This window comes from Orenia metallireducens (assembly GCF_003001995.1).
Classification (GTDB): Bacteria; Bacillota; Halanaerobiia; order Halobacteroidales; family Halobacteroidaceae; genus Orenia; species Orenia metallireducens_B.
The window spans coordinates 180488-194285 of record NZ_PVNB01000001.1 but is presented as its reverse complement, the minus strand read 5'-3'; the positions used below and the strand labels follow the sequence as shown (position 1 = coordinate 194285).

Sequence of the window (13798 nt, the reverse complement as noted above, 5' to 3'; positions counted from 1 at the left end):
AGGATACTAGATGGAACAGCCATTGATATATATTATAATTTTAAATTATAATGGTTGGCAAGATACAATTGAATGTTTAGAATCACTGCAGCAAATAACATATAGTAATTATAAAGTAGTAATAGTTGATAACAATTCTACTGACAAATCTATATTTAAAATTAAAGACTGGTGTAATGGAATTCTTGAAATTAATAGTGAATTTATTAATTATAATAAAAGATTAAAGCCAGTAAATTATATAGAATATGATAAGTTAGCTGCCGAAAATGGTGGTGAAGAAAGCAAAGAGAAACAAATAGAGAAAATTGATTCTCATAGAAAACTAGTTATTATAAATTCAGGAAAAAATTTAGGTTTTGCTGGTGGAAATAATATAGGAATTAACTATGCTTTAAAAAATAATGCTGATTATATTATGTTATTAAATAATGATACAGTAGTTGATAATAAATTTGTAGAACCATTAATTGATAGTTTTAAAAATGAAACTAAGATTGGAATAGTTGGGGGTAAAATATATTATTATGATAATTCCCAAGAAATTGCTTTTGCTGGAGGGAAAATGAGTTTAATTAAAGGAAGTGGTTATCATTTTCATGATAATAGATTTAAGAATTCTACTGAAGTAAGTTTTTTAACAGGGTGCTTATGGTTGATTAATTCAAATATTTTTAAAGAAATTGGATTGATAGATGAAAACTATTTTTTATATTTAGAGGATACTGATTTTTGTTATCAAGTTCAAAAAGCTGGATATAAGCTAATCTATAATCCAGATAGTGTTATTTATCATAAAGAAGGTAAAACTACAGGAAAATTATCATCTTTGTCTTTATATTACTCTAGTAGAAATAGACCTTATTTCGTTCATAAAAATACTGATAATTTTTTTATAATTGTTTTATTTTGGTTATTTTATATTTCTACTAGAATTTTCAGGATTATTAACTATGGTAAAAAAAGAAAATATATTATTAAAGGAATATTTGATTTTTTTAAAGGACATAAAAAATATCAAAAAATATCAAAAAATATATAGTAATATTTGTTGAGGTGATTAGATGATAATATATTTCTCTATACTAACATTGGGATGTATAGCAGGTTATTTTGATGTATTTAAAAATTTAAGAAAATATAGAAAATTAATTTTATATGCTATAATAATTATATTAACTATTTTTGTAGCATCAAGGTCAAATACTCCTGATTATTTAAATTATAAAAAAGCGTTTACAGAAGTATCAACTAATATTAGTGATGTATTTATAGAAGCAAAGAAAACTAATATGGAAGTGGGATATATTTTTTTAAATATAATATTTAAAAATATTATTAATAATTTTGAGTTATTTTCTTTTTTTATAGCTTTTATCACTATTTTTTTGACTTTTAAAGCATATGAAAAACTTTCTATTTACCCTTTAATAAGCATACTAATTTATATTTCTTATTTATTTTTATTACAACCTATGACTCAAATTAGAAATGCATTGGCACTGTCAATAATATTAAATGCTTTGGTATATGTAGAAAAAAAGCAATTATTGAAGTATATTTTAATGGTTTTTTTTGCTTCTTTATTTCATATTAGTTCTATTATATTTTTACCAGTATTCTTTTTTAATAAAATAAAATTAAATAAAGAAGTAAGTTATATAATTTTTTTTAGTTTAATTATTCTATTGTTGAGCTCTAATTTTAATATTTTAATATTAAAGTTTGCTAAAATATTACCAAGAGAAAATATAATTTCAAGGAAAATTATATATTACTATTATAGTCAATCCTATGGGTCTGGGCTAGAAGGATTTTCTGTAAGGGTATTACTAAGTATGTTTATTTTATTTTTGACTATATTTTTTGAAGGAATATTAAGAAAAAAATTAAAATATTACAACCTTATTCTTATTTTGTTGTTTGGGTCCTTTTTTTTCAGGTTATATAGTAGTCATTTTAGTATTATGTTGAGATTAGCAAATGTTTTTGGGGTTATTGAACCAATAATTTTACCTTCTTTTTTACTTTTATTTAAAAATAGATTTTTAAAATTAATTTATATAATGTTATTAGATGCATATTGTTTTTTCTCAATGTTTTCAGTTTTAAAAGCAGACCCTAGATTTTTAGAATATAAAAATATTTTATTTTAAACCAAATATCAAAATAGTATCTTAATGTTTGGTTTATTTAACTACTAGGAATAATTATCATATCTAGATATCTTAGCTTTATGTTAATATTTTAGACATGAAAATTAAATGAATTAACTAGCTATTTGTGATTAATTTTCCATGTTGTTTGGGAGTTATATACTCAATATTTATAGTAAATATATCATGATTTAATAAATTCAAATATATTTAAACTAGTTTCTTTAATAAATTATAGGCTATATAATTGACTTCTTCTTTTTTCAAAGCAAAATGAAATAATTTTATGAATGCATTATTATCAGTAATTACTTTATTATTAAATGATTGTATTAGTTGTAATCTTATTACTTTATTTGGTTTTTTATAAAATATTTTGTTATTAAAAATAAAGGAGAATTAATATGAGAATATTAATAGATGATGGTTTGACTTTATCTAAAAAGAAGTTAACAGGTATAGGTTGGCATACTAAAGTTTTAATTGAAAACTTAAAAAGAAGTGGATGTGAAATTGACATTCCATCGTATGGTAAGTTTTTTTTTAGATTACCCTCTATATTTAAAAGAGTGGCTTACATTTTTTATTTTTCTAGAAAAGAATTACACAGAAAGGATATAGATTGCATTCACTATACAAATTTTTATGTTCCTAAGAAAAAAACAAAAATTAAGAAAATTACAACAATTCATGATTTTACAGTGTTTAATTTTCCAGAAACTTTATCAAAATTTTATAGATATTATGCAAGAGTATCTATTGAAAATGCTATAAATTATTCTGATGCAATAATTGTACCATCAAAGAGTATAGAAGTCGAGTTAAAAAGAAGGTTTAATATAGCTGATAACAAAATTAATGTTATATTTCAGGAAGTAAGAGAAAGTTTTTTCGAAAAAAGACAGAAGTTATTAAAAGCAAATGTTCAAAAAAATAAAAAGGAAAATTTCTTTTTATATGTAGGTGTTTTAGAAAGAAGAAAAAATATAAAATTTCTATGTAAAGCTTTTGATAAGTTTCAAAAACAAGACAATAAAGATACTAAGTTATATTTAGTTGGAAAAAAAGGTCTTGGCTATGAAGAAATCAAGAAATATATAGATAAGAACGATAATATAATATATAAATCATATGTAAGTGATGAAGAATTATTATCTTTATATAAAAATGCTATGGCTTTTGTTTTTACATCTTTGTATGAAGGGTTCGGGAAACCAATAGTAGAATCAATGTTTTTTAATATTCCCATAATAGCATCAAATATTCCAACAAATGTTGAACTTAATAGAAGGCATGGAAGTAAGATGTATATGTTTGAGTTAGATGATATAAATGAATTATGTAGTAAGATGGAGGAAGTATATAATTTAGATATAGGTGATGTTCAATATTCAAATTTAGAACTTTATCATCCTAAAGAAATTGCGAAAAGACATAAGCTATTATATAAAAGAGTATTAAAAGGTTAGGATGATTATTATGAAAAAAATATTAGTTATTACGTCTAGAGTTCCATACCCTCCAGTTGGCGGGGATAAATTATTATTTTATAATCAATTAAAATTTTTGTCAAAGAATTATGATGTGGATCTATTATTTATTAATGAAGGAAGTGAAGATTTTAGATCATTAGATCATCTTAAACAGTTATGTAATCAGGTTGTTGATTTTAATTATGATAGATTAAAATTTAAAATTAATACAATAAAAGGATTATTTTCAAAAACACCTTTGCAAATTCATTATTATTACTTTAAAGAAGTGCAAAAATGGATTGATGATAATTATAATAATTATGATTTAATATATAATTTTCATATTAGAACAGCAGAATATATTAAAGAACTAGATATTCCTAAAGTTATCAATTTAGTAGATGCTATTTCACTAAATTATAAAAGGGCAATAAATAGGGCTAAAGGTCTATGGAATATTATTTATAGAACGGAAATTGATAGGGTTTTAAATTATGAATTAGAGTGTATAAATAAATTTAATAAATCAATTTTGGTTTCTAGTTATGATAAGGAATATTTAGTTAAACAGGGAGCTAACCAAGAAAGGATTAAAATAATACCAGTTTCAGTTAATGATAATTTACTAAATTTAAATAGTCAGCAAGAAAAAGAAAGAATTGTCTTTTTAGGGAAGATGAATTATCAACCTAATATAGATGCAGTAAAATATTTTACTAAAGAAGTATTTCCTAAAATTAAAGAGCAAATCAAGGAAGTTGAATTTTATATAGTTGGTGCTTATCCAACAAAAGAAATTGAGAGTCTATCTAATATAAATGGGGTTACAGTTACAGGTTTTGTAGATGATCCATATATTTATTTGCAAGAAGCTAAAGTTATTATTGCCCCTATGATTTCGGGGGCTGGAATTCAGAATAAAGTTTTAGAAGGAATGGCTGTTGGTAAACCTGTAGTTACTACTAGTATAGGAATTCAAGGTATTATGGCACAAAATAAGGAAAATATTTTTGTAACGGATAATTCTGGTGAAATGGCTTCTTTAATAAATAATCTTTTAAATGATAAGAATTTAAGGATTAGTATAGGTAATAATGCAAGAGATTTTATAAAAGATAATTATACTATAGATAGTATAGGGAAAGAATTAAAAGACCAAATTGAAGGTTTAATTTCTAATAGTTAATAATTTAATTTTTGAGGAGGCTAACAATGAAAGGCATAATCTTAGCAGGTGGAAGCGGAACTAGACTTTATCCATTAACAAAAGCATTATCAAAGCAGAGCTTACCAATCTATGATAAACCGATGATTTATTATCCATTATCAGTATTAATGCTATCAGGAATTAGAGAGATATTAATTATCTCTACTCCTAGAGATTTACCAGTTTACGAGGAAATGTTAGGAGATGGTAGCCAAATAGGTCTTGAACTATCATATAAAGTACAGGATAAGCCAAGAGGATTGGCAGATGCATTCATCGTTGGGGAAGAATTTATCGGTGATGAGAATGTGGCTTTAATCTTAGGAGATAATGTATTCTATGGTCAGAATTTTAGCCAAATGTTACAGAGAGCTGCTTCCTTAGAAGAAGGGGCAACTATCTTTGGTTATTATGTTAAAGATCCTAGTAGCTTTGGAGTTGTAGAGTTTGATGAAGATGGTAAAGTGTTATCATTAGAAGAGAAACCGGATAAGCCTAAATCACATTATGCAGTACCAGGACTTTATTTTTATGACAATACAGTAGTAGAGAAGGCTAAGAATTTAGAGCCTTCACCTAGAGGAGAGCTAGAGATCACAGATATCAATCGACTCTATCTAGATGAAGGTAGTCTGATGGTAGAACACTTTGGGCGAGGGATGGCATGGTTAGATACAGGAACCCATGATGGATTATTGAATGCTGCTAATTTTGTAGAGGCAGTTCAGAAGAGGCAGGGGCTTTATGTGGCTTGTATAGAAGAGATTGCTTATAGGCTAGGATATATTAGTGATGATGAATTGCGGGAATTGGCTAAGCCGCTGATGAAGACAGAATATGGGAAGTATCTTGTATCAATTATAGAAGAATAAGATAGATAATTAACCACAGAGTCACAGAGGAAAGGAGTTAACACAGAGAAGTAAGTAAAATTAATAATAAAACTCTGTGAATCCTCAGTGTACTCTGTGTCTTGGTGGTAGACTTTAAATTATAAAGAATAGAAAGATAACCACAGAGTCACAGAGAAAAGGAGTTAACATAGAGAAGTAAGTAAAATTAATAATAAAACTCTGTGAATACTTAGTGTACTCTGTGTCTTGGTGGTAGACTTTAAATTATAAAGAATAGAAAGATAACCACAGAGTCACAGAGGAAAGGAGTTAACACAGAGAATTAAGTAAAATTAATAATAAAGCTCTGTGAATACTTAGTGTACTCTGTGTCTTGGTGGTAGACTTTAAATTATAAAGAATAGAAAGATAACCACAGAGTCACAGAGGAAAGGAGTTAACACAGAGAAATAAGTAAAATTAATAATAAAACTCTGTGAATACTCAGTGTACTCCGTGCCTCTGTGGTAAATTATTTTATTGGTTATTATAATTCAAAGTTTGGGAATAATAACCACAAAGTCATAGAGAAATGGAGGATTTATTTAGGTGAATCAAAATGAGATAACTTCTAAAATAATAGGAGCTGCTATTGAAGTGCATAAAAGCTTAGGACCAGGTTTATTAGAGAAAACATATGAAGAATGTTTATGTATAGAGTTAGAAGAGAGCGGATTAGACTATGAAAAGCAATTATTATTACCTATTAGATATAGAGATAAAGAATTAAGAGATGCTTATAGAATAGATCTAAAAGCAGGTTATTGTTGAATTAAAAGCTGTAGAAACGCTGGCAAATATTCATAAAGCTCAATTATTAACATATATGAAGTTATCAAATAAAAGTTTGGGATTATTAATAAATTTTAATGTTGATTTATTAAGAAATGGAATCAAGAGATTAATTTTATAATTAAAAGAATGGGAACATTAACTACAGAGTCACAGAGGTAAGGAATCAACACAGAGAAAGAAAAATTAATAATTAAAAACGTTATGGATACTCAGTGTAGTATGTTTTTCGGTGGTAGGATATTTTATTATTGAAAAGCAAAGCTAACCACAGAGTAACGGGTTAATACAGAAAAAAATAAAAATTGTTAGTAAAACTCTGTGAAAACTCAGTGTTCTCTGTGTCTCAGTGGTAAAGTAGTTCAGATATTACTGAAATTAGTATAATAATATTTTAATGGAGGTTTAAAATGGGGAAGTTTAAAAAGATAGAAACTCCAATTAAAGATTTATACATAATTGAACCAACTGTCTTTGGTGATCACCGTGGATTTTTTATGGAAAGTTACAACAAGAAAGAGTTTGTTGAGATAGGTCTTGAGATGGATTTTGTTCAAGATAATCATTCTAAGTCTAAGAAAGGTACATTGCGTGGGTTGCATTTTCAAACTAAGTATTCCCAAGGAAAACTTGTTAGAGCTATCAAAGGGACTGTCTATGATGTGGCTGTCGATTTAAGAGAAGGGTCAGAGACTTATGGAGAGTATTTTGGAATTATTCTTTCGGAAGAGAATAAGAAGATGTTTTATATTCCAGAAGGGTTTGCCCATGGATTTGTAGCTGTAACAGATGAAGCAGAGTTTATGTATAAGACTACTAACTATTATCATCCAGAATATGATGCGGGGATTATTTGGAATGATAAAGATATAGCGATAGATTGGCCTTTGGAGGAGTATAATATTAAAGAAGAAGATTTATTGTTATCTGATAAAGATAAGAAATTACCGAAATTAAGAGATATAGAGAATTAACCACAGAGTCACAGAGTAAAGGAGTTAGCACAGAGAAAAGAAATAAAACTCTGTGAATTCTCAGTGTTCTTAGTGCCTCAGTGGTTAAATTTTTTATGTATAAGGAGGCTGTTATGATATTTTTAACTGGTGCCAATGGTCAGTTAGGCCAAGATTTTCAGAAACTTTTTAATCAGCTGGGAGAAGAATATATAGCTACAGATTATATTGCAGACAATGGTTGTATATCATTGGATATTACTGACTATCAGGTAGTGAAGAAATTTGTAGCAGGTAAAGAGATTGATATCATTATCAACTGTGCTGCCTATAATAATGTAGATAAGGCTGAGGAAGAAGAGGATAAGGCTTTTGCATTGAACTGTGATGCTCCTAAGAAGCTAGCGGAGATTGCTAAGGAGAAGGGAGCAACTTTTGTAACTTATTCTACAGATTTTGTATTTGACGGAACAAAAAATTGTCCTTATAAAGAAGAAGATAAGATAAATCCCCTTTCTATATATGGTAAGTCAAAGGCTCAAGGAGAGCAAGCAGTGTTAGGTGCCTATGATAAATCATTTGTGATCAGAACCTCTTGGGTATTTGGTATAGGTAATAATAATTTTAATAAATCTATTATAAATTGGTCTAAAAGTAGAGATGAACTTAATATAGTAGATGATCAGGTTTCTGTTCCAACTTATTCATGGGATTTAGCGGTTTATTCTTGGGATTTAATTCAAACAGGTAAGTATGGATTATACCATCTCTCAAATAGTGGAGAGGCGAGTAAGTATGAGCAAGCTAAGTATGTTTTAGAAAGTATAGCTTGGAAAGGAAAGTTAGGTAGGGCTAAAACAGTCGACTTTAATCTTCCTGCTAAAAGGGCTGAATATAGTAAGCTAGATAGTTCAAAAGCGGAAGAGGTTATTGGAAGAAAGATGCCTGATTGGAAAGATGGGATTGATAGATTTCTGAAAGAATTGACTGATAATGGAGAATTATAATAAAAAGATAACCACAGAGTCACAGAGAGAAGGAGTTAACACAGAGAAATAAATAAAATTAAAAATAAAAACTCAGTGACTACTCAGTGTACTCTGTGTCTCAGTGGTAGATTTTACGTATTGTTAAATTATAAAAATTAAAGATTAACCATAGAGGCACATAATAATGGAGTTAACACAGGGAAAATATTTAAAATTAATAATAAATCTCTGTGTAATCTCAGTTTACTCTGTGACTCTGTGGTAAAATTTAAAGAAATCAGGAGGTTTATATGAAAACATATTTAGTAACTGGTGCTGCTGGATTTATCGGTGCCAACTTTACAAAATACATGTTAAAGAAGTATGAGGATATTAAGATTGTTATTCTAGATAAGCTGACTTATGCTGGGAATTTAGGTACGATTAAGGACGAAATTAAAGATGATAGAGTTGAGTTTGTAAAAGGTGATATTAAAAATAGAGAATTAGTTGATAACATCTTTTATAGAAACAATATAGATTATGTTGTTAACTTTGCAGCTGAATCTCATGTAGATAGATCGATTGAAAATCCTCAAATCTTTCTAGAAACTAATATTCTTGGAACACAGAATTTATTAGATGTAGCTAAAGCACATTGGATGCTAGGAAAAGATGAAGGTGGATATCCGATTTATAAAGATGGAGTAAAATATTTACAAGTTTCCACAGATGAAGTTTATGGTTCATTATCAAAAGATTATGAAGAAGCGATAGACCTTCTTTTAGAAGATGAAGAGGTTAAGCAGGTAGTTAAAGATAGAGTTAATTTAAAGACTTATGGTGATAACTTCTTTACAGAAGAAACTCCAATTGACCCAAGAAGTCCATATTCATCTTCAAAGGCAAGTGCTGATATGATTGTGATGGCATATGCAGAAACATATAAAATGCCAGTTAATATTACTCGTTGTAGTAATAACTATGGACCATATCATTTCCCTGAAAAATTAATCCCTCTAATTATTAAAAATATTCTTTCAGGTAAGAAATTGCCTGTTTATGGTGATGGGAAAAATGTAAGGGATTGGTTATATGTAGAAGACCATGCTAAGGCTATTGATATGGTTGTAAACAATGGTAGATTAGGTGAAGTATATAATGTAGGTGGTTTCAATGAAGAGCAAAATATTAATATCGTAAAACTTACTATAGATACAATTGCTAAGATTATGAAAGAAGAGCCAGAATACTCAAAAGTATTAAAGACAGATTTAGAAAATATTAATTATGATTTAATTATTTTTGTTAAGGATCGTCTTGGGCATGATATGAGATATGCTATTGATCCTACAAAGATAGCGACAGAACTTGGTTGGTATCCAGAAACTAATTTTGAAGATGGTATAGAAAAGACTATTAGATGGTATCTAGATAATCAAGAATGGGTAGAAGAAGTAGCGAGTGGAGATTATCAAAAGTATTATAAACAAATGTACGAAAACTAAAAGCAGTAAGAGGTGAGAAGTGATTCTATTCACTACTTACTTCTTACTTTTGATTATTTAAAGGAGTGAACATACATGAAAATAGCAGTAGCAGGAACAGGCTATGTAGGGCTATCCAATGCAGTTCTTTTAGCTCAGCATAATGAGGTAGTAGCCTTAGATATCATACAAGAAAAGGTAGATTTAATCAACAATAAAAAATCACCAATAGCAGACCAAGAGATAGAAGAATATCTGGCTACTAAAGAGTTAAACTTAATAGCAACTTTAGATAAGGAAAAAGCTTATAAAGATGCAGAATTTATTATAATTGCTACCCCAACCGATTATGATACAGAAACAAATTACTTTAATACTAAGACCGTAGAAGGGGTTATCGAAGATGTCCTAGAGATAAATCCTGAGGCTACAATGGTCATTAAATCTACAATCCCAGTAGGTTATACTAAGTCTATTAAAGAAAAATATGACACTGAAAATATTATCTTTTCACCGGAGTTTTTAAGAGAAGGAAAAGCCTTATATGATAACTTATATCCGTCTCGTATAGTAGTAGGAGAACAGTCTCAGCGAGCAGAACGCTTTGCAGAGTTATTGGCTGAAGGTGCTATTAAAGAGGAGATTCCAGTTTTATTTACAGATTCTACAGAAGCAGAAGCGATTAAGTTGTTTGCTAATACCTATTTGGCATTGAGAGTCTCATACTTTAATGAGTTAGATACCTATGCAGAATCAAAGGGGTTAGATACTAAACAGATTATTGAAGGTGTTTGCCTTGATCCTCGAATTGGTGGACATTACAATAATCCTTCCTTTGGCTATGGGGGATATTGCTTACCTAAGGATACGAAGCAGCTTAGAGCAAACTATGCTGATGTACCGAATAATATCATTCATGCTATAGTTGATGCAAATAGTACTAGAAAAGATCACATTGCGGAGATGATACTGAAGAAAGATCCTGAGGTAGTGGGAGTTTATAGGCTAATAATGAAATCAGGTTCTGATAATTTTAGAGCTTCAGCTATACAAGGGGTTATGGAGCGAATTAAGGCTAAGGGGATAGAAGTAGTTATCTATGAGCCGACTTTAGAAGAGGAGGAGTTCTTCCATTCAAAAGTAGTTAGAGATTTAGAAGAGTTTAAAGAGATATCAGATGTGATAGTTGCTAATCGAATGAATCAAGAGCTAGAAGATGTAGAGGAGAAGGTATATACAAGGGATTTATATCGGAGAGACTAAAGAGTAGTTGATAATGTATAGTTGATAGTGGACAGTTAAAATCAAGAAATAGAAGAGTGAGTTGAGATGAGAGTTGCGAGTTTTTACTTGTAGCTCTTATTTTTATTATTAAACTAAAAGAAGAAAATAAAAAATTAGCAGCGAATTAAAATGAATCACACGAATTAAAGATTAAAAGACTAAAGTAAGATTTTAAAAGGTTTTGACCTAAATTCACATCTATTCGTGTAATTTGTTGCAAAAGATATCTTTAAGATTTTTATTTGAAAATCTTCCCTCATAAAAGTATGATTTATTGGTAAAATATAGATGATGGGAGGAATGTACTGTGAGTAAGATAATACATAAAGATTTATCCTATAGAATAGTTGGCTTAGCAATGGAAGTCTATAACGAGTTAGGTTATGGATTCCTAGAAAAAAGTTAGAGTATGAAAGATTAGTTAATATGATGAATTAGTTAGTAAGTTTTAATATTCTTATATAAATTTTTTGTTCTTAATTCGCGTTTATTGGCGTAATTCGTTGCTAAAATTATTTTTTGCCTTATACTATATAGAAATCGATAAAGATTTCATATTATAAACAACTTAAAGTCAAAAGAATATTAGACGCAGATTAACACAGCCCCCTGAAGGAAACGACCTCTGTTGACTGAGGAAGTACTCTTGGGGTGATAAAAACGGATTGAGATAAAAGATTATTAAGATTTTAAATCAGAACTTAATCAGATTTTAATCAGTGTCAAAAAAAGCATTTTAAGAATTCAAATTCTTTTTCGTGTTATATATATAAACTGTGTTAAGTAACTTATTGATAAAAGAAAAGCAGTGGGTTATAATAAGACTAACATAAGGAAGAATATGGAGGTTGAAATTATGAAAGAATTCAATGTAACAGGAACCTGCATTCCAGATAAACATTATATGGTAGATATATCGAATAAACTAGCTCAGATAGAGAAACTGGTAGAAAAGGGAAGATACTTTACAATTAATAGACCTAGACAGTATGGAAAGACTACAACTATCTATTTACTTGGGAGAAGATTGACTAAAAGGGGCTATTTAGTAATCAGTATCAGTTTTGAAGGGATGAGTAGTAAAGTTTTTAACTCCGAAGAGAGCTTTATAAAGAGTTTTTTGAGGGAAATTAAAAGAAACTTGAAGTTTAAAAAAGAAATTGATTTACTAAAGGTATTGGATAATGATGAGATAGAGAACATAGGTGAACTTAGCTATTTGCTAACTGATTTAATATTAGAGAGTAATAAAAAAATAGTATTAATGATAGATGAAGTAGATAAAAGTAGTAATAATCAGTTATTTTTAGATTTTTTAGGTATGCTGAGAAATAAATTTTTAATGGCACAAAGAGGAGAGGATTATACATTTCATAGTATTATTTTAGCAGGAGTTTATGATGTTAAGAATCTAAAACTTAAATTAAGGCCAGATGATGAACAGAAGTATAATAGCCCTTGGAATATAGCAGTAGAATTTGATGTAGAGATGAGCTTTAACTCAGTAGAGATAGCTACAATGTTAGAAGAGTATCAAGAAGATCAGAATATTAAGCTAAATGTAGAAGAAATTGCTCAAAAGATATATTATTATACTTCAGGACATCCTTACTTAGTCAGTAAACTAGCAAAAACAGTTGATGAATCACTAAAAGAACAAAATTGGATGGAAGCTAATCTAATAAAAGCAATTAAAATACTATTGAATGAGCAAAATACAAATTTTAAAAGTCTGATTAAGAATATAGAAAATGATAACGATTTATATCAACTTATTTATAAAATAATTATGGATGGTGAAAGAATAACTTATAATTTAGATAATCCTATCATTCAATTAGGGGAATTATATGGTATTCTAAAAAACAATAATGGAATAGTGAAAGTTCACAATAGAATTTACGAACAGAGAATATATAACTATATGAGTTCAAAAATAGAAACTAACCTCAATAAGATAAGTTATAATTTTAGAGAAAATTTTATTAGAGCAGATGGCTATTTATATTTCAAGAAAATATTAAAGAAATTTCAACTCTTCATCAAAGAGCAGTATAGTGATAAAGATCAAGAATTTTTAGAAAGAAATGGACGATTAATCTTTCTTGCTTTTATTAAGCCGATTATTAATGGTAAAGGCTTTGACTTTAAAGAAGTTCAGACCTCCCAAGAGAAGAGATTAGATGTAGTAATTACTTATCTTGATAAAAAATATATAGTAGAGTTAAAGATTTGGCGAGGAGAGAAATATCATCAAGAAGGATTAATTCAATTAGTAGATTATCTGGATAAACAGAGTGTAGAAAAGGGATATCTAATAAGCTTTAATTTTAACAAAAATAAAGAATATAAAGAAGAAATGGTTAAAAAGAATGGTAAAGAGATATTTGCTATCTGGGTATAAATTAAATTTACAGCTTACAGTGTATGGTTTACAGTTAAGAACTTGAAAATCAAAAGAAAATATTAGGCACAGGCTTACACAGACAAGCGATGCGAGAGTTACAGGTTTTTACTTGTAGCTCTTATTTTTATTAGAGAAGAAAGATTAAAAAGATAAAAGAATAGTTTAGCTACGAATTG

At 28.4% G+C, this 13798-nt stretch carries 11 protein-coding genes and 1 pseudogene; all 12 read left to right on the top strand.

The annotated features are described in order from the left end of the window. Positions 1–10 precede the first annotated feature (10 nt). The 12 genes and pseudogenes from BX659_RS00830 (at position 11) to BX659_RS00775 (ending at position 13619) form a co-directional block, all read left to right on the top strand. Entirely contained in the window at positions 11–1042 is a 1032-nt protein-coding gene (locus BX659_RS00830) for a glycosyltransferase family 2 protein (protein WP_106231508.1), read from the top strand. A gap of 49 nt (positions 1043–1091) precedes the next feature. Then, the gene (locus BX659_RS00825) at positions 1092–2156 is read left to right on the top strand and encodes an EpsG family protein (protein WP_181186397.1); all 1065 of its coding nucleotides are present in this window, start codon (positions 1092–1094) and stop codon (positions 2154–2156) included. Positions 2157–2560: 404 nt separating this feature from the next. Beyond that, entirely contained in the window at positions 2561–3625 is a 1065-nt protein-coding gene (locus BX659_RS00820) for a glycosyltransferase family 4 protein (protein WP_106231505.1), read from the top strand. A gap of 10 nt (positions 3626–3635) precedes the next feature. Next, positions 3636–4817 carry a glycosyltransferase gene (locus tag BX659_RS00815; RefSeq protein WP_181186396.1) on the top strand — a complete coding sequence of 394 codons (1182 nt, stop codon included), beginning with the start codon at positions 3636–3638 and terminating at the stop codon, positions 4815–4817. Positions 4818–4843: 26 nt separating this feature from the next. After that, positions 4844–5710 carry a glucose-1-phosphate thymidylyltransferase RfbA gene (rfbA, locus tag BX659_RS00810; protein WP_106231502.1) on the top strand — a complete coding sequence of 289 codons (867 nt, stop codon included), beginning with the start codon at positions 4844–4846 and terminating at the stop codon, positions 5708–5710. A 570-nt stretch (positions 5711–6280) separates the two neighbouring features. Further along, positions 6281–6644, top strand: a pseudogene (locus BX659_RS19625) (GxxExxY protein). A 289-nt stretch (positions 6645–6933) separates the two neighbouring features. Next, positions 6934–7497: a dTDP-4-dehydrorhamnose 3,5-epimerase gene (gene rfbC, locus BX659_RS00800; RefSeq protein WP_106231500.1), complete on the top strand. Its 564-nt coding sequence runs from the start codon at positions 6934–6936 to the stop codon at positions 7495–7497. A gap of 113 nt (positions 7498–7610) precedes the next feature. After that, positions 7611–8483, top strand: coding sequence for a dTDP-4-dehydrorhamnose reductase (gene rfbD, locus BX659_RS00795; protein WP_106231499.1), 873 nt, complete (start codon positions 7611–7613; stop codon positions 8481–8483). 272 nt (positions 8484–8755) lie between these two features. Further along, complete coding sequence (locus BX659_RS00790; RefSeq protein WP_106231497.1) at positions 8756–9952, top strand: dTDP-glucose 4,6-dehydratase; 1197 nt, start codon at positions 8756–8758, stop codon at positions 9950–9952. 75 nt (positions 9953–10027) lie between these two features. Next, entirely contained in the window at positions 10028–11194 is a 1167-nt protein-coding gene (locus BX659_RS00785; RefSeq protein ID WP_106231495.1) for a nucleotide sugar dehydrogenase, read from the top strand. A 328-nt stretch (positions 11195–11522) separates the two neighbouring features. Further along, on the top strand, positions 11523–11621 hold the full coding sequence (locus BX659_RS00780; RefSeq protein ID WP_143786646.1) for a GxxExxY protein: 99 nt from the start codon (positions 11523–11525) through the stop codon (positions 11619–11621). A gap of 447 nt (positions 11622–12068) precedes the next feature. Beyond that, positions 12069–13619 (top strand): AAA-like domain-containing protein, encoded by a 1551-nt coding sequence (locus BX659_RS00775; protein ID WP_097016647.1) that lies wholly within the window; start codon positions 12069–12071, stop codon positions 13617–13619. Positions 13620–13798: the final 179 nt, after the last annotated feature.